Raw genomic sequence first — 20,153 nt, 5'->3', positions numbered from 1 at the left:
ATGGGGGCGGGCGGCGTTCGGGGGCGGTTCCGGAGTGAAGTCATGATCCGCGCCACCGTCGTCGTCCGCCGTCCCGCCGTCCGCGCGGAGAAGGTGGCCGACGAGATCACCCTCGACCACCACGCCCGCCATCGTCGCCGCTTCGCCCTGACGGCGGACGGCGGCACCGCCTTCCTGCTCGATCTCGACAAGGCGACGGTGCTGGACGACGGCGACGCCGTGAAGCTGGAGGACGGCCGCCTCATCCGCATCAAGGCCGCGCCCGAGGACCTGGTGGAGGTCACCACCGCCAATCCGCTGCGCCTGATGAAAGTGGCGTGGCACCTGGGCAACCGCCACGTGCCCACTGAGATCACCGAGAGCGCGGTCTATTTCGTGGACGACCACGTGCTCACCGAGATGGTGCGTGGCCTCGGCGCCGGCGTCGCCAAGGTGACGCGCCCGTTCCGCCCCGAGAAGGGCGCCTATGAGGCCGCCGAGGCCCATGGCGGCCACGGGCATGAGGATCATGGCCACCATGATCACGGCCATCATGAGCACGGGCACGCCGAAGCGCACGTGCACGGGCCGGGCTGCGGGCACGATCACGCCCATGATGATCATGCCCATCACGATCATTCCCATGGCGCCGACCCGCACGGCAGATCCCACGCCGCCCACGGAGAGCCGGGCCATGTCCATGGTCCCGGCTGCGGCCACGATCACAACCATGATCATCATGGCCATGCCCACGCCGCTCATGACGCGCCCGGCCACGTTCACGGCCAGGACTGCGGTCATGATCATGCTCACGACCATGGCCATTCCGGCCACAAGCATGGCTGAGAGCGGTTCGGACGATCCGTCTTCGCCCGCATCCTCCAGCGTGCAGGGGCGGGCGGGGACGGATGAGGCGGCGGGAGCCGGTTCGGAGGCCGACGCACCCGTCAGCCTTCTGCCTTTGTTCGCGTGGCTCACCCCCTCCTTCCCGGTGGGCGCCTATGCCTATTCCCACACCCTGGAATGGGCGGTGGAGGCCGGCGATATCCGGGACGAGGAGAGCCTTGGCACCTTCCTCGGCGATCTGCTGGCCCTGGGGTTCGGGCGGTCCGACGCTATCCTCGCCGCCCATGCCCATCGGGCCGCCGCGGTCGGGGATGAGACGGCGCTGGCGGAGGTGAATGCGCTCGCCGTCGCGCTCGCCCCATCTGCCGAGCTGCGGCTGGAGACGTGCCAGCAGGGCCGCTCGTTCCTCGATGCGGTGCGCGCGGCCTGGCTCGCGCCGGGCCTTGATGCGGCAGCAGCGGCGCTGGTGGGTGAGGTGGCCTATCCCGTCGCCGTCGGGCTCGCCGCCGGCGTCCACGGCCTGCCGCTGGCACCGACGCTGGAAGCCTTCCTGCTGGCAACGGTTCAGAACCTCGTGTCCGCCGCCGTGCGCCTTGCCCCCATCGGCCAGACCGCCGGCACCCGCGTGGTGGCGCGGCTCGCGCCGGGCGTGCGCGCGCTGGCGCTGGAAATCCCCACCCTCACGCTGGATGATCTCGGCAGCGCCACCTTCCGCGCCGATCTCGGCAGCTTCCGCCACGAAACCCAGTACACGAGGCTCTTCCGCTCATGAGTTCCGGAAACACCAAAGGCGCCCCGCTGCGCGTGGGCATCGGCGGCCCGGTCGGTTCGGGCAAGACGGCGCTGATGGAAGCGCTCTGCAAGACCTTCCGACAGCGCTACGACATCTGCGCCATCACCAACGACATCTACACCAAGGAGGATGCGCGCCTGCTCACGGTCGCTGGCGCGCTGGAGCCCGAGCGGATCCTGGGGGTGGAGACCGGCGGCTGCCCGCACACGGCCATCCGCGAGGATGCGTCCATCAACCTGCGCGCGGTAGCGGACATGAACGCCCGCTTCCCGAACCTTGATCTGGTGCTGATCGAATCCGGCGGCGACAACCTTGCCGCGACCTTCTCGCCGGAGCTGGCGGACATCACCATCTACGTCATCGACGTGGCGGGCGGGGAGAAGATCCCGCGTAAGGGCGGGCCGGGCATCACCCGCTCCGACCTGCTGGTGGTGAACAAGACCGATCTGGCCCCCATGGTCGGCGCCGACCTCTCCATCATGGAGGCGGACACCATCCGCATGCGGGCCGGTCGGCCTTATGTCTTCGCCTCGATCCGCAACGGCGTGGGGGTGGAGGTGGTGGCCCGCTTCATCGAGCAGGCCGGAGGGCTGGTGGCGGCGGCCTGAGGGCCGCCCGCCCAGCTCGTTCCCAGCTCTTGGGCGTTCAGCTCTTGGGCTTGGCGCAGGCTGCCTCGAACTTGGCGGCCACCGGGGCGATGCCGGAGAGCGAAACGCCGCGCTTGGCGCCCTTGACCTCGATGGTCAGGGTGCCGCCGGCCTTGGCGAGGGCCTTGAGGTCGGCGAGCTGGGCCGGCGCCTCCACGTCCACGGAGCCGCTTTCCTCGTTGGGGATGCCCTTTCCGGCGAAGCTCTTCTTTATGCTGCCGGCGGTGAGAATGAGCCGGGTGTCGGCGTCCTTCTCCAGCCCCTTCGAGCCAATGACGGACTGCACCGTGAGGCCCGGGGTGCCAGGCTTGCACAGGAAGAAGATGGTCACCTCTTCCGTCTCCGGCACGCCGAAGACAAGGGCGGCACTGTCATCGTACTCCTGCATATGCCAGATCATCTTCTGCTGCGCGGCGGCGGGCGCGGCGAGGGCGAGAAGAGTTGCGACAGCGAGAGCGGGACGGAGCATGGCGGGGGTCCTCATTGCGGCGCGGATCATACCCGCTGCGCGCCAAAGAGGAAGATGGGCGTGCTGCACCATGGGGTTATGAGGGCGCAACCTTCCGGTTCGGTAAATCCACCCCATCAAGTCTCTAGATTATAACGGAAATCCTGACATTTCGGCGTGCGGCCGGCAGGCCGGAGAGCGGGCTCCGGTCAGCGTCAGTTGCATTCTGTTACCGCCCGGTCAGGCAGCCTCTGCGGAAATCGCCCAGCTTGGCCTTGGCGCCGGCGAGGGGGTAGCTCTCGCTGGCACCGGGCATCCGCACGATCAGCGTCTCGCCCTCGTTGAGCAGGTCCAGCACCCGGCCATCCAGCGCGACGGCCGCTTCCACCACCACCCGACCCTCGGTCGGCCCCCGGAAGGCGGAGGCGGCCAGCTCCAGCCGCCGCTTCCCCACCGCGAGAGTCAGCGCGACGCCATCCCCGGCCTTGACCTTGCCCGAGGCGGCTTCGACCGTGAACTGGATGAGCTGCGCACCGGGCTGGCATGCCACCGCGAACACCGGATCGGTGGCACGTGGCGTGCCGTAGCGTAGGACATAGGTGTCGTCGGCTTTGGCCAGCACCCATACGCGCGGGTCGGGTTTGGCTTCGTTATTCTTCGCGTCGGCCTTCTTGGCATCCGCCTTGGCTTTCGCCTCCGCTCTTGCCTTTTCCTTCGCCGTCGGCGCCGCCGCGACTGGTGTAAGCGCCAAGGCCGCCAACAGGGCCGCCAGCATCACCGTCAGCGCCGCTGCTCCCGCCGAAACAGGCCACGCGCCCTTTACTGCGCTCATGAATCCGAGCCCTCGCCCTGCCGCTGCCGCGTCCATAGGAAACCCGTCACTCCTGAGGCCGAACGGCCGCCGGTTGCCGATGATTCCGAAAAGACAGGTGTTTGCGTCCCCCGGAGCCATCGCATATCACGGCCTCCGGCGGCCCGCGACCTCGGGTAAGACGCCGCACGGTGAAAATGGTGAAGACGCAATCCGATCCGCAATCCAATCCCGTCCCGGCGTCTTCGTCCGGTGCGGCGGCGCGGATGCGTATCGACCGTCTGCTGGTGGAGCGCGGCCTGTTCGAAAGCCGCGCCCGTGCGCAGGCGGCGCTGGCGGCGGGCCTGGTGCGGGTGGATGGCGTCGTGGTGGCAAAGCCCTCCGCCGAGGTGGCGTCCGATGCGCGGATCGAGGCGGCGGACGTTCACGACTTTGTGTCCCGGGGTGCTCTCAAGCTCACGGCGGGGCTCGACGCCTTCGGCATCGATCCGGCCGGCAAGGTGGCGCTGGACGTGGGCGCTTCCACCGGCGGCTTCACCGAGGTGCTGCTGCGCCGGGGGGCGCGGAAGGTCTATGCGGTGGATGTGGGGCGCGACCAGTTCCACCCCCGCCTCGCCGCCCGGCCGGACGTGCACCTGATGGAGGGCACCGACATCCGCGCCCTCAGCCGCGATGCCGTGCCCGAGCCGGTCGACCTCGTGGTGGTGGACGTGAGCTTCATCTCGCTCGCGTTGGTTTTGCCCGCGGCGCTCGCCTTTGCCGGGAAAGAGGCGCATCTGGTGGCGCTGGTGAAGCCGCAGTTCGAGGCGGGCCGCGCCAACGTCCGCAAAGGCGTGGTGCGCGATGCCGCCGTGCATGAGGCGTGCTGCACCCGTGTGGAAGGGGAGATCGCGGCCTTGGGCTGGCGTCTCCTCGGCCGCATTGCGTCCCCTATCGAGGGCGGCGACGGCAATCGCGAGTTTCTGGTGGGTGCAGTCCGTGAAAGTGGTGGGTTGTGACGGAATTTCTGATTAGCCGCATGGGCGCCCAGGGCGATGGCCTCGCCCAGGGTCCCGACGGCCCGCTGTTTGCCCCCTTCACGCTGGCTGGCGAGCGGGTGAGGGGGCACGTCGACAAGGATCGCCTTGCGGTCGAGGCCATCCTGGCGCCGAGCCCCGAGCGGGCGGAGCCGTTCTGTCCCCATTTTGGAACCTGTGGGGGCTGCCTGCTCCAGCACTGGCAGCTGGAGCCCTATTTCGCCTGGAAGCGCGCCCTCGTGGTGGAAGCGCTGGCGCGGGAGAACATCGAGGCGGAGGTTCGCCCGCTGGTGGATGCCCACGGGGCCGGCCGGCGGCGGGTCATCTTCCATGCCCGCCAATATGGCGCGCGCACGGTGGTGGGGTTCGCCGAGCGCAAGTCCCACGCCATGGTGGCGCTCGAAGCCTGCCCGGTGCTGGCGCCCAGCCTCGATCTGGCCTTGCCGGCCGCGCGGGCGGTGGCGGCGGCCCTTGCGCCGCTGAAGAAGCCGCTGGATCTGCAGGTGGTGGCCACCGACACCGGGCTCGACATGGATGTGCGCGGCTCCGGCCCGCTGCCGCCGTCGCTGCTCGCCGAGGTGGCGGTGCTGGCCGAGCGCTTCGGCCTTGCCCGCCTCACCCGCCATGGGGAACTGGTGCTCCAGCGCGTGGCGCCGATCCTGTCCATGGGCCGGGCCAAAGTGGAACTGCCGCCCGCCGCCTTCCTCCAGGCCACCGCCGAGGGCGAGCGCGTGCTGGCAGACGCCGTGCTCGCCGCCACCCAGGGCGCCCGCAAGGTGGCTGACCTGTTCGCAGGCGCCGGCACCTTCGCGCTGCGGCTTGCCGAGCATGCCCGGGTGTTCGCGGCTGAGAGCCATGCCGGCGCGCTCGCGGCGCTGACGAAGGCGTCGCGCACCACCTCCGGCCTGAAGGCCGTGGACGGCGAGGCGCGGGACCTGTTCCGCCGTCCGCTCATGGCGGCCGAACTGGCGGCCTTTGACGCGGTGGTGATCGATCCGCCCCGCCAGGGCGCAGAGGCGCAGGCCCGGGAGCTGGCGCAGGCGAAGCTCGCTCGCGTGGTCTATGTCTCCTGCAACGTGGCCACCTTCGCGCGGGATGCGCGCCTCTTGGTCGCGGGCGGCTTCCGCCTCGGCGCGGTGACGCCCGTGGACCAGTTCCGCTATTCGCCCCACGTGGAGCTGGTTGCCACCTTCGAGCGCGGCTGAGCGGCCGGTTCTGCCGCTGCGAAAGCTAGGCGCGGTACAGGTTCTGCGGTTTAATGCGGTGCAGCATGGCGCCGCACCCGCCGAGGCTTGATCGCCCCTGCGGGCCGGCCCGACCGTTTTCGAGGCTGCCCCGTGAAACCTCAATTGGACAAGTCGCTCATTGCCGTGGCCGGCGTGGACGAGCCCGCCGGCATCCGCGCCGTGGAAGCGCGTTCCCTGGAAGGGGCGCGGCTGCGCTATTACGATTACTGCATGGTGGCCTTTTCGGTCATCCTCATCTGCTCCAACCTCATCGGCGCCGCCAAGGTTTCGGTGGTTCAGGTGCCGTGGATCGGGCCGGTCGTCTTCGGCTCGGCGGTGCTGTTCTTTCCCCTGTCCTATGTGCTCGGCGACGTGCTCACCGAGGTCTACGGCTATGCCCGGGCGCGGCGCGTGGTGTGGGTGGGCTTCTTCGCCTCGGTCTATGCGGCGGCCATGGCGGCGGCGGTCGTCGCCATGCCGCCGGCCCCCGGCTGGCCGGCGCAGGAGGCCCTGGCAACCGTGTTCGGCCAGACCCCGCGCATCTTTGCCGCCTCCATCCTCGCCTTCTGGTGCGGCGAATTTGCCAACGCCTACGTGCTGGCGTGGATGAAGATCCTCACCGGCGGCCGGCACCTGTGGACCCGCACCATAGGCTCGACGGTGGTAGGGCAGGCGGTGGACAGCCTCATCTTCTACCCGCTCGCCTTCCTCGGGGTGTGGGAGACCCATCTGGTGGTGATGGTAATGATCTCCAACTACCTGATGAAGGTGGGCTGGGAGGCGATCCTGACCCCGGTGACCTACAGAATCGTCGGCTTCATGAAGCGCCGCGAAGGCATCGACGTGTATGACGTGGGCACGGACTTCACGCCGTTCCGCACCAAGGTGTGAGCGGCTGCGGCTGCGTCCGAGGCAAGCGGCGGCGGCACAGCGAACGGTTGCACCGGACGAACAGCTCCGGATCGGGCGGCGCAGGCTTTATTTCAGCCACAGGCGCCGGTAACGATGCCGTCGCTCGGGTCGATCCTTGCCGCATTTTCAACAGGGGCGAATGGCGGGGAGGGGTCCGGTGGGCCGGCATGCTGCCGGTTCAGGAGCGGGAAGGTTCTGTCGGGAGACGCCGGCTCAATGGACAAACAAGTATCCGGCCGTGCCGAATCGCCTCCGGCAGCCGTACGTCGCAGCTGGCGTTCAACGGTGATTCTCACCGTCGTTGCGCTGGCGGCCATTGGTGGCCTCGGCGCCCTGTATTGGCGCGGGCCGGGCTCCGCTCCGGCAGGTCCGGGGGGGCGGATGCCGCCGCCGCAGGCCAGCGTTTCCGTAGGAACGGTGGAGCGCGGTGACATCACGGTCACCGTCCAGGCGCTAGGCACGGTGACCTCCACGTCCACCGTGACGGTGCGGCCGCAGGTCAGCGGGCAGCTGCTGAGCGTGAATTTCAAGGAAGGCCAGAGCGTCAAGCGCGGCGACCTCATCGCCCAGATCGATCCGCGGCCGTTCCAGGCCACCCTTGACCAGGCCAAGGCCCAGGTGGACCGCGACCAGGCCCTGCTGGAAGGCGCCAAGGTGGATCTCCAGCGCTACCAGGGCCTATCGGCGCAGAACGCGGTGCCGCGCCAGACCCTCGACACCCAGAAGGCGCTCGTGGCGCAGTACACGGCGACCATCGAGGCGGACAAGGCGCAGCTCCAGACCGCCGCCATCAACCTCGATTTCACGCAGATCCGCGCCCCGGTGGACGGGCGGGCCGGATTGCGCCTCGTGGACCAGGGCAATTACGTCACACCCGGCGACACCAGCGGCATCACCGTGCTGACCCAGCTCCAGCCCATCAGCGTGGTGTTTTCCGTACCGGAGGATCGACTGGCGGAGATTTCCCGGCGCCTCAAGGCCGGCGCGAAACTCGCGGTGCATGCCTTCGACCGCACCGGCCAGAACCGGATCGCCGAAGGGGTGCTGGAAACCTTCGACAGCCAGATCGACCAGACCACCGGCACCATCAAGCTGCGCGCCAGCTTCCCCAACGAGGACCAGCGGCTCTACCCGAACCAGTTCGTCAACGTGACGCTGGATGTGGACACCCATTCGGGCGTCGCCATCGCCCCGACATCCGGGATTCAGCGTGGCGTGCCGGGGACTTTCGCCTATCTGCTCAATGCGGAACAGACGGTGTCGGTGCGGCCCATCACCCTCGGCGTCACCACGGGCGAGAAGGTGGAGATCCTCTCCGGCCTCGCGCCCGGCGACCAGATCGTGGTGGAGGGGGCCGACCGGTTGCGCGACGGGGCCCATGTGACGGTGCGCCCGGGAGCGGCTCGATCGCCGCCCGCCGCCGGTGCCCCGCCGGCGCGGCCGGGTGGCCAACCTGGGGCGCATCAGGGCCGCCAGCCGGACCGTGCGGCAGCGCAATGAACCCGTCGCGTCCGTTCATCCTGCGGCCGGTGGCCACCACGCTGGCGATGGTGGCGATCCTGCTCTCGGGTGCCATCGCGCTGTTGTTCCTGCCGGTGTCCGCCCTGCCGCAGGTGGATTACCCCACCATCCAGGTGCAGACCTTCTATCCCGGCGCCAGCCCCGACGTGATGACCTCGTCGGTGACCGCGCCGCTGGAAGTGCAACTGGGCCAGATCCCCAACCTCGCGCAGATGGCCTCCACCAGCTCGGCCGGCGCCTCCATGATCACGCTCCAGTTCAACCTTGCCGTGCCGCTGGATGTGGCCGAGCAGCAGGTGCAGGCGGCGCTGAACGCGGCGGGAAATCTCCTGCCTTCCGACCTTCCGGCCCCGCCCATCTATGCCAAGGTCAATCCCGCCGACGCCCCGGTGCTGACCCTCGCCCTCACCTCGAAGACCATGAACCTGCGGGAGATCCAGGCGCTGGCCGACACAAGGCTGGCGCAGAAGATTTCGCAGCTGCCCGGCGTCGGGCTCGTCAGCATCAGCGGAGGCCAGCGGCCGGCGGTGCGGGTCCGGGCCGATCCGCGCCGCCTCGCCGCCCACGGTCTGAACCTCGACGACCTGCGCTCCACCCTCGCCAACGCCAACGTGAACACGCCCAAGGGCGGCTTTGACGGGCCAACGCGCGCCTCCACCATCAATGCCAACGACCAGCTCCAGAGCGCCGCGCAGTACGAGGATGTCATCGTCGCCTATCGCAACGGCGCGGCGGTGCGGCTGCGCGAGGTCGCGACTGTGGTGGACGGGGTGGAGAACGACAAGCTCGCCGGCTGGATGAACGATGCCCCGGCCATCATCCTGAACATCCAGCGCCAGCCCGGCGCTAATGTGATCAATGTGGTGGACCGGGTGAAGGCGCTGCTGCCGCAGCTGCAGGCCGCGCTTCCCGCCGAGATCGACGTGGCGGTGCTGACCGACCGCACCACCACCATCCGCGCCTCGGTGCGCGACGTGGGCTACGAGCTGGCGCTGGCCGTCATGCTGGTGATCCTCGTCATCTTCGCCTTCCTGCGCAGCGCGCGGGCGACCTTGATCCCCAGCCTGTCGGTGCCGCTTTCGCTGGTGGGCACGCTGGGGGTGATGTACCTGTTCGGCTACAGCCTCAACAACCTGACCCTGATGGCGCTGACCATCGCCACCGGCTTCGTGGTGGACGACGCCATCGTGGTGATCGAGAACATCACCCGCTACATCGAGGAGGGCGAAAGCCCGCTTCAGGCGGCGCTGAAGGGATCGGAGCAGATCGGCTTCACCATCATCTCCCTCACCGTTTCGCTGATCGCGGTGATGATCCCGCTCTTGTTCATGAGTGATGTGGTGGGGCGGCTGTTCCGCGAGTTCGCGGTCACCCTCTCCACCACCATCCTGGTGTCGGGGGTGGTGTCGCTCACCCTCGTGCCCATGGCCTGCGCCAAGCTGCTGCGGCCTTATGCCGAGGCTCATGAGAACCGCTTCCAGCGGGCGAGCCGCACCTTCTTCGACGGCATCATCCGCGCCTATGCCCGGGCGCTGGATGTGGTGCTGGCGCGGCAGGGCCTGACCCTGGCGGTCTTCTTCGGCACGGTGGTCCTCACCGGCTATCTCTATGTGATCATTCCCAAGGGGTTCTTTCCCCAGCAGGACACCGGCGTGATCCAGGCCATGACGCAGGCCTCCCAGTCGGTCTCGTTCGCACGGATGGGGGACCTGCAACGGGAGGTCGCCCGCATCGTCCTCGCCGATCGCGATGTGGAGAGCCTGTCCTCCTTCATCGGCGTGGACGGCGCCAATACCACGCCGAACATTGGCCGCATGCTCATCAACCTGAAGCCGCACGAGGCGCGCTCGGCCTCGGTAGAGACCGTCATCGCCCGGCTGAAGCATGCCGCGGCAGTGGTGCCGGGCATGGAGCTGTTCCTCCAGCCGGTGCAGGACCTCACCATCGATGGCGGCGTCAGCCGGACCCAGTATCAATTCGTGCTGCAGGATGCCAACGGGGCGGAACTGGCGGAATGGACGCCCAAGCTGCTGGCCCGGCTCGCCAGCCTGCCCCAGCTCGCCGACGTGGCGAGCGACCTGTCGCAGACTGGCCTGTCGGTGCGGCTCGACATCGACCGCGACCGTGCCGCCCGCTTCGGCATCACCCCCGCCACCATCGACAATGCGCTCTATGACGCCTTCGGCCAGCGCATCGTCTCCACCATCTTCACCACGTCGAGCCAGCAGCGGGTGATCCTGGAGGCGGACCCGACGCTGAAGACCTCGCTGGAGGCGCTGTCCTCGCTTTATTTGCCGTCCGCTTCGGGCACGCAGGTGCCGCTGTCCGTGCTCACCACCACCCATGTGGAGACGGCCCCGCTTCTGGTTTCCCATCTGGGCCAGTTCCCGGCCACCACCATCTCCTTCAACCTCGCGCCGGGCGCCTCCCTCGGCGAGGCCATCGCCGCCATCCGCAAGACGACCGAAGAGATGGGGATGCCGGCGAGCATCGTGGCGAGCTTCCAGGGGGCGGCCCGGGCGTTCGAGGCCTCGCTCGCGAACCAGTTGCTGCTGGTGCTGGCGGCGCTGGTCACCGTCTACATCGTGCTCGGCGTGCTCTACGAGAGCTTCGTCCACCCGCTGACCATCCTCTCCACCCTGCCGTCCGCCGGCATCGGCGCGCTGATCGCCCTGATGATGGCCGGGGAGGAGCTGACCATCATCGCCATCATCGGGCTCATCCTGCTCATCGGTATCGTCAAGAAGAACGCGATCATGATGATCGACTTCGCCCTTGATGCGCAGCGCCGCGAGGGCATGACGGCGGAGGCCGCCATCCGCGCCGCCTGCCTGCTGCGTTTCCGACCGATCCTGATGACGACGCTCGCCGCCATCCTCGGCGCCCTGCCGTTGATGGTGGGCACCGGGGTGGGATCTGAGCTGCGCCATCCGCTGGGCGTCTCCATCGTCGGCGGCCTGCTGCTGAGCCAGCTTCTGACCCTGTTCACCACGCCGGTGATCTATCTGTGGTTCGACCGGCGCCGCGCCAAGGCGCCCGAGCCGGACGGACTTTCCGCCGCGCAGCCGGGGGTTGCGCCATGAGCCTGTCCGCGCCGTTCATCCGCCGGCCGGTGGCGACGACGCTGATCACCTTCTGGGTGTTCGCCGCCGGCCTCGTCGCCTATCCCCTGCTGCCGGTGGGGCCGTTGCCGGCGGTGGACTTTCCGGTGATCTCGGTGACGGCGAACCTGCCCGGCGCCAGCCCTCAGGTGGTGGCCGACACGGTGGCAAGCCCGCTGGAGCGCCATCTGGGCACCATCGCCGACGTGAGCGAGATGACCTCGTCGAGCACCAATGGGACGGCCCGCATCACCCTGCAGTTCGGCCTGTCCCGCGACATCAACGGCGCCGCCCGCGATGTGCAGGCGGCCATCAACGCGGCCCGCGCCGACCTTCCGTCGAGCCTGCGGTCCAACCCTACCTACCGCAAGGCCAACCCGGCCGACGCGCCCATTATGATCCTCTCGCTCACCTCCGACACGCTGCCGCGCGGCCAGATCTACGATGCGGCGAGCACGGTGCTGGCGCAGAAGTTGTTCCAGGTGGATGGCGTCGGCGACGTGACGGTGGGCGGCGGGTCGCTGCCGGCTGTGCGGGTGGAGCTGAACCCGAACGCGCTCTACAAATACGGCATCGGGCTGGAGGACGTGCGCGCGGCGCTGGCCTCCGCCAACGCCCATGCCCCCAAGGGCGCTATCGACGGCGACAACCTGCGGTTCCAGATCTACGCCAACGATCAGGCCCTGAAGGCCGAGGACTACCGAAACCTCATCGTCGCCTATCGCGCCGACGCGCCGGTGCGCCTGTCGGACATCGGCGAGACGGTGGATTCCATCGAGAACATCCGCTCCGCGGGCCTCGCCAACGGCAAGCCGGCGACCCTGCTCATCCTGTTCCGCTCGCCCAACGCCAACATCATCGCCACGGTGGACCGGGTGCGGGCGCTGCTGCCTTCGCTTGGCGCCTCCATCTCGCCGGCCATCGACCTCAACGTGGTGATGGACCGCTCCGCTACCATCCGCGCCTCGCTGGCGGATGTGACGCTCACCCTCGCCATCTCCGTGGTGCTGGTGATCGTGGTGGTGTTCGCCTTCCTGCGCGACTGGCGCGCCGCACTGGTGCCCATCGTGGCGGTGCCGGTCTCCCTCGTGGGGACGCTCGCGGTGATGTACCTGTGCGGCTTCAGCATCAACAACCTGTCGCTGATGGCGCTGACCATCGCCACCGGCTTTGTGGTGGACGATGCCATCGTGGTGCTGGAGAACATCGCGCGCCATCGCGCCGCCGGGCTCTCGGGCGTGGATGCGGCCCTGAAGGGGGCAGGGGAGGTGAGCTTCACCGTGGTGGCCATGAGCGTGTCGCTCATCGCCGTCTTCATCCCCATCCTGCTCATGGGCGGGCTGATCGGGAAGATCTTCCGCGAGTTCGCCCTGACCATCACCGCGACCATCCTCGTGTCGCTTTTCGTGTCGCTCACCACCACGCCGATGATGTGCGCCCTGCTGCTGCGCAACGAGGAGGGCCGACAGCACGGCCGCCTGTTCCGCGCCAGCGAGTGGGTGTTCGAGGCGGCGCTCTCCGCCTACCGGCGCTCGCTTGCCTTCTGCCTGGATCGGCCGCGCATCCTGCTTGCCGTCTTTTTCGCCACGCTGGCGCTGACGGTCCATCTCTACATCATCATCCCCAAGGGCTTTCTGCCGCAGCAGGACACTGGCCGCATCACCGGCATGATCCAGGCCGACCAGTCCATCTCGTTCCAGGCCATGTCGGGGAAGCTCAAGAGCTTCATCGACATTGTGCGGGCCGACCCGGCGGTGGACTCGGTGGTCGGCTTCACCGGGGGCGGGCAGGGCAATTCCGGCTTCGTCTTCGCCGCGCTGAAACCCCTGGCACAGCGGGGCGTTTCGGCGGACGAGGTGATCACCCGGCTGCGCCGCGCGCTGGCGGTGGTGCCCGGCGCCAACCTGTTCCTCCAGGCAGCGCAGGACATCCAGGTGGGTGGACGGCCGGCCAACGCCCAGTTCCAGTACACCCTGGAGGGCGACAGCTTCCAGGAACTCGCCGAATGGGTGCCCAAGCTATTGGCCGCCCTGCAGCGCGACCCGCGCGTCACCCAGGCCAACAGCGACCAGCAGTCCCGCGGCATCCAGACCGAGATCGTCATCGACCGCGACACCGCCGCCCGGCTGGGCATCTCGGTGGGGCAGATCGACAACACGCTCTATGACGCGTTCGGCCAGCGGCAGGTGTCCACCATCTACGTGGCGCGCAACCAGTATCACGTGGTGATGGAGGTGGCGCCGCGCTTCTCCCAGCATCCCGAGGTGCTGGACGACGTCTTCATCAGCACGTCCGGTGGTGCGGTGGGCGGTTCGCAGGGCACCGGCGCCGTGGCGGGCACCTTCTCCGCCGCGGGATCATCGGCGACCGCCAGCACTGCTGCCAGCGCCGCCCGCAATGCGCTGACCAACGCCATCGGCGCCACCGGGCGCGCCTCCGCCTCCACCGGCTCGGCGGTGAGCACCAGCGCCGCGCCCATGATCCCGCTGTCGAGCGTGGCGCGGTTCGGCACCGGCTCCACGCCGCTGGCGGTGAACCACCAGGGGCTGTTCGTCGCGGCCACCTTGTCCTTCAACCTGGCGCCCGGCGCGGCGCTCAGCGACGCGGTGGTGGCGGTCGATGCGGCCAAGGCGCAGATCGGCCTTCCGGCCTCGATCCACGGCAGCTTCCAGGGCACGGCCCGCGCTTTCCAGCAATCCCTGTCCAGCCAGCCGCTGCTCATCCTCGCAGCACTGGTGGCGGTCTATCTGGTGCTCGGCATGCTCTACGAGAGTTTCGCCCACCCTCTGACGATCCTGTCCACCCTGCCGTCGGCCGGGGTGGGAGCGCTGCTGGCGCTGATGGCCTTCGGGGGCGAGTTCAACGTTATGGCGCTGATCGGCGTGATCCTGCTCATCGGCATCGTGAAGAAGAACGCCATCATGATGATCGACGTGGCCCTCGATGCCGAGCGCAACGGCGGCATGGCGCCGCGCGAGGCCATCTTCCACGCCTGCCTGCTGCGCTTCCGACCTATCATGATGACCACCATGGCCGCCCTGTTCGGCGCCATTCCGCTGATGGTTGGCTTTGGGGAAGGCAGCGAGCTGCGCCGTCCGCTGGGCGTGGCCGTGGTCGGCGGCCTGCTGTTCAGCCAGCTTCTCACGCTCTATACGACGCCGGTGGTCTATCTCTACATCGACCGTCTGCGCCGGGGGCGCCTCCACACGGACCGGCGTGCCCGCCTGCGGCCGCCGCCAGAGCCGGCCGCATAGATGAGGTTTTTCAGCACATTTGGGCGGCGCCCGCGTGGGGCGCTTCTGGCCGCCGGCGCCCTCGCGCTGCTGCTCGCCGGCTGCCTGCCGCAGGAGCCGGCGCCGGACGTGGGGATCGCCACCCCCACCCATTATGTGGAAGCGCCGGCCAACCCCAACGCCCATCTCCCGCCGCCCGAATGGTGGCGGAGCTTTCGCTCCAGCGACCTCACCCGCTTCGTGGCGGAAGCCAACGTCGACAACCTCGACATCGCGGTCGCCACCGCTGAAATCGTGCAGGCCGACGCCCAGGTGGGTATATCGGGGGCGCCGCTCTACCCCAACCTCACCTTCGCGGGCTCTGCCGCGCAGATCCGGTCCAGCGGCAGCAGCGGCAATCCGGGTAACACCAGCGGCCAGTATATTCTCGGCCTGTCCGCCGGCTACATGGTGGACTTCTGGGGAAAGAACCGCTCCGGCCTGCTGGCGGCGGAAGAGAATGCGGCGGCGGCCCGCTTCAATCGCGACGTGGTGACACTGTCCACCCAGGTGGCGGTGGCCAACACCTATTTCCAGATCCTCGGCGCCCGCGACCAGCTGCGCATCGCGCAGAACAGCCTGGCCGCCGCAACCCGCATCCTCGACATCGTGAAGCGGCAGTTCGCCGGCGGCACCGTCTCGCAGCTCGACGTGTCGCAGCAGGAGGCGCTGGTGGCGCAGGTGCGGGCCTCGATCCCGCCCATCGAGATCACCCTGCGCCAGAACTGGGCGGCGCTGGCCGTGCTGCTGGCGCGCACGCCCGTCGCGCTCACCCCGCCGCAGGGGAGCCTGTCGCAGATCACCGTGCCGCGCATCACGCCGGGATTACCGTCTGACCTCCTCACCCGCCGGCCCGATATTGCCCTCGCCGAGGCCCAGCTCCAGGCAGGGGGCTATAATGTGGAGGCGGCGCGGGCGGCCATGCTGCCGCAGATCCAGCTGACCGGTACCGGCGGAGTGCAGAGCGCGGCGCTCCAGGCCCTGTTCGCGCCCGGCGCGTGGTACTACACTCTGGTTGCGGGGCTGACCCAGCCCATTTTCGACGGCTACCTGCTGCAGAGCCAGCTCGACCAGGCCAAGGGCGTGCAGGTGCAGGACCTGCAGGTCTATCGCAAGGCCATCCTGTCGGCCTTCGCCGATGTGGAGAAGGCCTTGGTGGCGCTGGACCAGACCAACAAGCAGGTGAAGCTGCAGGCCGACGTGGTGGAAAGCTCACGCACCGCGTTCCGCGTGGCCGAATCCCAGCTGGCGGGCGGCACCACCACCCTCGTCGCCGTGCTTCAGGCGCAGCAGACCTACTTCACAGCCGAGAATGGCCTGGCGCAGGCGCGGCTGTCGCGGCTGCTGGCCGCCACCAGCCTGTTCCAGGCGCTGGGTGGCGGGTGGGGTCCCTGAGGGTTATGGCTGCACCGCGGCCACCGCATCGTCCACGCTGTAGCTGCAGCGCGCCACCAGATCGCGGGCGCCGGCGGCCGCCAGCAGATCGCGGACACGATCATGGGCGCGGGCGAGCTGCAGGCGCAGCCCAGCCTGGCGCATGACGGCATCGAACTCCACCAGGGCGTCGAGGGCCGTGCTGTCCAGATCAAAGCTTTCCTCGAGGCTCACCACCACCGCATGAAGGCCCGGCTCGGCGCGGGAGCTGGCGGCGATGATGCCCATGATCCGGTCGGCATTGGCGAAGAACAGCGGCTGCGCCGGCCGCCAGATGGCGATGCCCTGCGGGGCGACGGCATCGGGATGGCGGGCAAGATCGACATAATCGTGCGTCGTGCCGAGCCGCCCCAGCTGTGCCACCTGCGGCGCCGCCAGCCGCTGCACCACGGCGGTGAGGGACAGGGCGATGGCCACCAGCATCCCGTTCAGGACACCGAGCGCCAGCACCGCCACGGCCGCGGCGACGGCCACATACTGGTCGCGCCCCAGCGTCCACAGGCGCGCGAGCGGCGCTGGATCCAGCGCATGGACGAGGGCCGCGATCACCACCGCCGCCAGCACCGGCTCGGGCAGGCGCGCCACGAAACTCCCGCCGAAGATCACGAGGATCGCGAGGCCCAGCGCGGTGACGAAGGCGGTGGCGCGGGTGGCGGCTCCGGCGGCCTCGCTGGCGTTGCCGGCCGAGAATCCGGCGCCCACGGGCATGCCCTGGGCCAGCGCGCTGGCCATGTTGGCAAGGCCGATGGCGGCCAGCTCCCGATCCGCGTCGACCGCCTCGCCATGGCGCAGCGACAGCGCCCGGATCGTGCCCCAGGATTCGGCGAAGAGGATCAGAACGAGCGGCAGGGCGAAGCGGGCGAGCTGGGAATAATCCGCCCAGCCGAGGCTCGGCCAGGAGGGCCACGCCGGCACGATGTCGATGGTGCCGACCACGGAGACCCCGTGCGCCTCCAGCCCGAACACGGTGGAGGCGGCCACGCCGCCGGCAAGGACGACGAAGGCGCCGGGGATGGCCGGGAACCGCCGGAGCGCCAGCAGCACCGCCAGCGCCGTGCCGCCGGCCGCCACGGCGAACGGGTTCCATTGCGGCAGCTCCAGCACGAGCTGTGGGACGAGATGGAAAATGTCCGTCGATGCCGCTTCCACGCCCACCAGATGTGGCAACTGGCGGGCGATGATGGTCACCGCCAGCCCGAACGCGAACCCGCGCAGCACTGGCCGCGAAACGAACCCGGTGAAGTTTCCGAGCCGCGCCACGGCCGCCAGCAGCAGGAAGCCGCCGACCAGCGCCACCACCACCGTGGTCGCGGCGAGCTTGACCGCGCCCTCGTCCGGCAGGGTCGCCAGCGTGGCGGCCAGGATCGCGGCGGACGATGAGGTCGGAGAGACGATGGCGAACCGGCTGCGCCCCGCCAATCCATAGACGAAGCATCCGGCGACGGCGGCGAAGATGCCGTGCTGCGGCGGCAGGCCGGCAATGCTCGCATAGGCCACCGCTTCCGGCAGCAAAAGGCCGGCGAGGCAGAGGCCGGCGATGAAATCGCCGGCCCGTGGCCCTGGGATCGATGACATAGCCTCACCTGTCGACGTGCGGCGGATCTTGCGGTGCGCCGATCGCCCATCCATCCTGTCGGCCACCATAGCGCGTCGAGAGCGGGCTGCGTACGCCGGGGATCGGTTTCAGGAGAGTCCGCGCGAAAACGGGTCATACGGGATCCGGCTTGCGGCTTTCGCTAGTCGCTGTCAGAGGCGTCCTTCGTCCGTGATCGACATGACTTCGGCAACCACGCCCTTGGAGGCCAGGCACTTCCAGGGCGCCCGTTTCGGGCCGACGCCAACGATGACCGTGGTGTTCGCCTCGGACGTCTCGACCCGAAGCGTTGCCACGTCTCCATTATTGGTCGTGGTGCTGACGGCCTGAAGGCACGCCTGCTCATCCCTGGACGGCGTTGCGCCCTGGCTTTGTGCCGGAGCAGCCGTCTTGTTGACGACGAAGTTCGTGATCTTGCTGCCGGCCTTGTTGAACGAGCACTGAAAGGTTCGCTCACCGGAAGGGGTGAACGCGGTGCCGTTGACCGCGTGGCTGCCGTCCGTTCGCTGGCCTTCGTATTTGGTGTCGATTTCGGGCATCCGGACCTTGAGTGCCTCATGAGCCTTGCTGCGGCACATGGCCATCATGATCTCGGGCGTTTCCGCGTGCGCGGGACCGCCAAGCAGCACAAAGACGAACACTGCTGCGCTTGCGTACGAAGAGGTAAAAACAGATCCCATTGCGTCCTCCAATAGGTTTTCGGAGACGGGATATATTTTCAGCCAGCACGCAACAAATCCAGTGTGTTGTCGTAGCGTGCGAAAGTCATCTATAGCTTAAGTTTAAATTATACCATTCGATGGTGCGCAGGTGTGACCAGCCTCTTCAGCATCGCCGCGTTTTTCTGGATCGGGCGTGAAAGTCCAGCGTGAAATCTGCTCGGCGGGCGCCGCTAACACCGAGTTTGGATTTCAGGACGAATGACCTGGAAAGGTATTCTGGCGCGCCCTAGGGGAGTCGAACCCCTCTCTCCACCGTGAAAGGGTGGCGTCCTAACCGATAGACGAAGGGCGCGCGCCGCTTCGGTCCGGGTAAGCGAGCCGAAGTGCGCGTCGTTATAGGGGGAGCCCCATGCGTCCGCAAGGGTCGCATGGGAGATTTCCAAAGCCGGCTTGCGGCGGTCTCCTCTGGCCATGTGCAAGCTTGCCGAAAGGAGGCTGCCCAAACAGAAGGGCGGCCTGTCCGCCAAGCGGCGCCGGAGCTCGGTTCCGCCCTTCAGCTCACCACTTGCCGGTGTTGGCCATGGAGGCCCAGGGCTCGGCCGGAGCTTTGGGGCCGCCTTTCTGCAGCAGCTCCACCGACACGTTGTCGGGCGAGCGGACGAAGGCCATGTAGCCGTCGCGCGGCGGCCGGTTGATGGTGACGCCGCCCGCCATCAGGCGCTCGCAGGTGGCGTAGATGTCCTCCACCTCGAAGGCGAGATGGCCGAAATTGCGGCCCTCGCCATAGGGCTCGGGATCCCAGTTGTAGGTCAGCTCGATCTCGGCCACATCGGCCTGGCCGGGGGCGGCGAGGAAGACGAGGGTGTAGCGTCCCTGCGGCACCTCCTTGCGGCGGACCTCCTTCAGCCCCAGCTTGTTGCAATAGAAATCCAGCGACTGGTCGATGTCGGTCACGCGGACCATGGTGTGCAGAAAGCGCATTGGCGTTCTCGTCGTTCAGAGGGAGCGCGGCGCTCCGGATAGGGATAGGGTCCGCGCCGGCCGGCGTAGCCGGCGCCGTTTGGGCAAGTGGAGGGCGCCGGTGGGCCGGCGCTGCTGACGTATGATCTTTGACACCGATCTCAAGGGCGCCCAGGCGCGTCTCGCCGAACTTCTCGATGAGGCGTCCTGCGCCGTCGCCTTTACCGGCGCCGGCCTTTCGACGGAATGCGGCATTCCCGATTTCCGCTCCCCCGGCGGGCTGTGGACCCAGAACAAGCCGATCCCGTTCGATGTCTTCGTGTCCCACAAGGCGGCGCGGAACGAGGCGTGGCGGCGCAAGTTCGCCATGGAGGAGGCCTTTGCCTCCGCCCGCCCTGGCCGCGGCCACAGGGCCCTTGCCCGGCTGCACGGACACGGGCGGCTCAAGGGCATCATCACCCAGAATATCGACGGCCTGCATCAGGCCTCCGGCGTGCCCGACGCGGCGCTGATCGAACTGCACGGCAACGGCACCTACGCCACCTGCCTCGACTGCGGCGCGCGCTATGAGCTGGATTGGGTCAAGGCGCGATTCGATGCCTCCGGCGGATCAGCCCCCGATTGCCCCGAATGCGGGGGACCCATCAAGGCAGCCACCATCTCCTTCGGGCAGGCCATGCCCGAGACGGAGATGGCGCGGGCGGATGAACTGACCCGCAAGTGCGATCTGTTCATTGTCATCGGCTCGTCGCTGGTGGTGTTCCCGGCGGCGGGATTCCCGCTGAAGGCCAAGAAGAAGGGTGCACGGCTGGTGATCCTCAACCGCGAGCCCACGGATTTCGACGAATTGGCCGATCTTGTGGTGCGCACCGAGATCGGCGACCTGTTGGAACCCTTTGCACAGGATGCATGATGCCGCAGGCTCTCGCCG

16 protein-coding genes and 1 tRNA gene are annotated in these 20,153 nt (G+C 68.4%); 11 read left to right on the top strand and 6 right to left on the bottom strand.

Features of this window, described 5'->3' with window-relative positions; all coding sequences use genetic code 11:
• Window positions 1–42 precede the first annotated feature (42 nt).
• From V5F66_RS05690 to ureG, 3 genes are read left to right on the top strand one after another with little or no spacing between them, the layout of a single operon-like run.
• Window positions 43–825 carry an urease accessory protein UreE gene (locus V5F66_RS05690; RefSeq protein WP_394093437.1) on the top strand — a complete coding sequence of 261 codons (783 nt, stop codon included), beginning with the start codon at window positions 43–45 and terminating at the stop codon, window positions 823–825.
• Window positions 779–1,597: an urease accessory protein UreF gene (locus tag V5F66_RS05685; protein WP_394093436.1), complete on the top strand. Its 819-nt coding sequence runs from the start codon at window positions 779–781 to the stop codon at window positions 1,595–1,597. Before V5F66_RS05690 ends, V5F66_RS05685 begins: the two co-directional genes overlap by 47 nt.
• Window positions 1,594–2,226, top strand: a complete 633-nt coding sequence (gene ureG, locus V5F66_RS05680; protein ID WP_394005505.1) for an urease accessory protein UreG — start codon at window positions 1,594–1,596, stop codon at window positions 2,224–2,226. The genes V5F66_RS05685 and ureG overlap by 4 nt, the downstream gene beginning before the upstream one ends.
• 37 nt (window positions 2,227–2,263) lie before the next feature.
• Here ureG and V5F66_RS05675 read toward each other — a convergent pair whose 3' ends face one another.
• Together V5F66_RS05675 and V5F66_RS05670 are read right to left on the bottom strand one after the other, a co-directional pair.
• A complete protein-coding gene (locus tag V5F66_RS05675; RefSeq protein WP_012116128.1) occupies window positions 2,264–2,734 on the bottom strand; it encodes a hypothetical protein in 471 nt (156 codons plus the stop codon).
• 208 nt (window positions 2,735–2,942) lie between these two features.
• The gene (locus V5F66_RS05670) at window positions 2,943–3,545 is read right to left on the bottom strand and encodes a hypothetical protein (protein WP_394093435.1); all 603 of its coding nucleotides are present in this window, start codon (window positions 3,543–3,545) and stop codon (window positions 2,943–2,945) included.
• Between the two features lie 245 nt (window positions 3,546–3,790).
• On the opposite strand from V5F66_RS05670, the gene V5F66_RS05665 reads away from it, so the two are divergent.
• From V5F66_RS05665 to V5F66_RS05635, 7 genes are all read left to right on the top strand, one after another.
• Entirely contained in the window at window positions 3,791–4,522 is a 732-nt protein-coding gene (locus V5F66_RS05665; protein ID WP_394093434.1) for a TlyA family RNA methyltransferase, read from the top strand.
• Window positions 4,523–4,542: 20 nt separating this feature from the next.
• Window positions 4,543–5,745, top strand: coding sequence for a class I SAM-dependent RNA methyltransferase (locus V5F66_RS05660; protein WP_394093565.1), 1,203 nt, complete (start codon window positions 4,543–4,545; stop codon window positions 5,743–5,745).
• A 132-nt stretch (window positions 5,746–5,877) separates the two neighbouring features.
• On the top strand, window positions 5,878–6,657 hold the full coding sequence (locus tag V5F66_RS05655) for a queuosine precursor transporter (protein ID WP_394002828.1): 780 nt from the start codon (window positions 5,878–5,880) through the stop codon (window positions 6,655–6,657).
• 306 nt (window positions 6,658–6,963) lie between these two features.
• Complete coding sequence (locus V5F66_RS05650) at window positions 6,964–8,178, top strand: efflux RND transporter periplasmic adaptor subunit (RefSeq protein WP_394093433.1); 1,215 nt, start codon at window positions 6,964–6,966, stop codon at window positions 8,176–8,178.
• Window positions 8,175–11,282, top strand: coding sequence for a multidrug efflux RND transporter permease subunit (locus V5F66_RS05645; protein ID WP_394051166.1), 3,108 nt, complete (start codon window positions 8,175–8,177; stop codon window positions 11,280–11,282). The genes V5F66_RS05650 and V5F66_RS05645 overlap by 4 nt, the downstream gene beginning before the upstream one ends.
• The gene (locus tag V5F66_RS05640) at window positions 11,279–14,554 is read left to right on the top strand and encodes an efflux RND transporter permease subunit (RefSeq protein ID WP_394093432.1); all 3,276 of its coding nucleotides are present in this window, start codon (window positions 11,279–11,281) and stop codon (window positions 14,552–14,554) included. Before V5F66_RS05645 ends, V5F66_RS05640 begins: the two co-directional genes overlap by 4 nt.
• Window positions 14,555–15,967, top strand: a complete 1,413-nt coding sequence (locus tag V5F66_RS05635; RefSeq protein ID WP_012116136.1) for an efflux transporter outer membrane subunit — start codon at window positions 14,555–14,557, stop codon at window positions 15,965–15,967.
• Between the two features lie 3 nt (window positions 15,968–15,970).
• On the opposite strand, the gene V5F66_RS05630 is transcribed toward V5F66_RS05635, so the two are convergent.
• The 4 genes from V5F66_RS05630 to V5F66_RS05615 form a co-directional block, all read right to left on the bottom strand.
• Window positions 15,971–17,581 carry a SulP family inorganic anion transporter gene (locus V5F66_RS05630; protein WP_394093431.1) on the bottom strand — a complete coding sequence of 537 codons (1,611 nt, stop codon included), beginning with the start codon at window positions 17,579–17,581 and terminating at the stop codon, window positions 15,971–15,973.
• 171 nt (window positions 17,582–17,752) lie between these two features.
• A complete protein-coding gene (locus V5F66_RS05625; RefSeq protein WP_394002840.1) occupies window positions 17,753–18,280 on the bottom strand; it encodes a hypothetical protein in 528 nt (175 codons plus the stop codon).
• 259 nt (window positions 18,281–18,539) lie between these two features.
• A tRNA-Glu gene (locus tag V5F66_RS05620) sits at window positions 18,540–18,614 on the bottom strand.
• Window positions 18,615–18,820: 206 nt separating this feature from the next.
• On the bottom strand, window positions 18,821–19,243 hold the full coding sequence (locus tag V5F66_RS05615; protein ID WP_012116139.1) for a VOC family protein: 423 nt from the start codon (window positions 19,241–19,243) through the stop codon (window positions 18,821–18,823).
• Window positions 19,244–19,364: 121 nt separating this feature from the next.
• On the opposite strand from V5F66_RS05615, the gene V5F66_RS05610 reads away from it, so the two are divergent.
• A complete protein-coding gene (locus V5F66_RS05610; protein ID WP_012116140.1) occupies window positions 19,365–20,135 on the top strand; it encodes an SIR2 family NAD-dependent protein deacylase in 771 nt (256 codons plus the stop codon).
• Window positions 20,136–20,153: the final 18 nt, after the last annotated feature.

It is taken from the genome of Xanthobacter versatilis (assembly GCF_043193975.1).
GTDB classification, from domain to species: Bacteria; Pseudomonadota; Alphaproteobacteria; order Rhizobiales; family Xanthobacteraceae; genus Xanthobacter; species Xanthobacter autotrophicus_E.
Note: the sequence above shows the minus strand (reverse complement) of the source record. Positions and strands in the feature narration are given on the sequence as shown.

Bases quoted from the DNA above. Each gene is read 5' to 3' on its own strand.
- V5F66_RS05690 (WP_394093437.1), top strand. From the start codon at position 43: ATGATCCGCGCCACCGTCGTCGTCCGCCGTCCCGCCGTCCGCGCGGAG.
- V5F66_RS05685 (WP_394093436.1), top strand. From the start codon at position 779: ATGATCATGCTCACGACCATGGCCATTCCGGCCACAAGCATGGCTGAG.
- ureG (WP_394005505.1), top strand. From the start codon at position 1,594: ATGAGTTCCGGAAACACCAAAGGCGCCCCGCTGCGCGTGGGCATCGGC.
- V5F66_RS05675 (WP_012116128.1), bottom strand. From the start codon at position 2,734: ATGCTCCGTCCCGCTCTCGCTGTCGCAACTCTTCTCGCCCTCGCCGCG.
- V5F66_RS05670 (WP_394093435.1), bottom strand. From the start codon at position 3,545: ATGAGCGCAGTAAAGGGCGCGTGGCCTGTTTCGGCGGGAGCAGCGGCG.
- V5F66_RS05665 (WP_394093434.1), top strand. From the start codon at position 3,791: ATGCGTATCGACCGTCTGCTGGTGGAGCGCGGCCTGTTCGAAAGCCGC.
- V5F66_RS05660 (WP_394093565.1), top strand. From the start codon at position 4,543: ATGGGCGCCCAGGGCGATGGCCTCGCCCAGGGTCCCGACGGCCCGCTG.
- V5F66_RS05645 (WP_394051166.1), top strand. From the start codon at position 8,175: ATGAACCCGTCGCGTCCGTTCATCCTGCGGCCGGTGGCCACCACGCTG.
- V5F66_RS05640 (WP_394093432.1), top strand. From the start codon at position 11,279: ATGAGCCTGTCCGCGCCGTTCATCCGCCGGCCGGTGGCGACGACGCTG.
- V5F66_RS05635 (WP_012116136.1), top strand. From the start codon at position 14,555: ATGAGGTTTTTCAGCACATTTGGGCGGCGCCCGCGTGGGGCGCTTCTG.
- V5F66_RS05630 (WP_394093431.1), bottom strand. From the start codon at position 17,581: ATGTCATCGATCCCAGGGCCACGGGCCGGCGATTTCATCGCCGGCCTC.
- V5F66_RS05625 (WP_394002840.1), bottom strand. From the start codon at position 18,280: ATGGGATCTGTTTTTACCTCTTCGTACGCAAGCGCAGCAGTGTTCGTC.
- V5F66_RS05615 (WP_012116139.1), bottom strand. From the start codon at position 19,243: ATGCGCTTTCTGCACACCATGGTCCGCGTGACCGACATCGACCAGTCG.
- V5F66_RS05610 (WP_012116140.1), top strand. From the start codon at position 19,365: ATGATCTTTGACACCGATCTCAAGGGCGCCCAGGCGCGTCTCGCCGAA.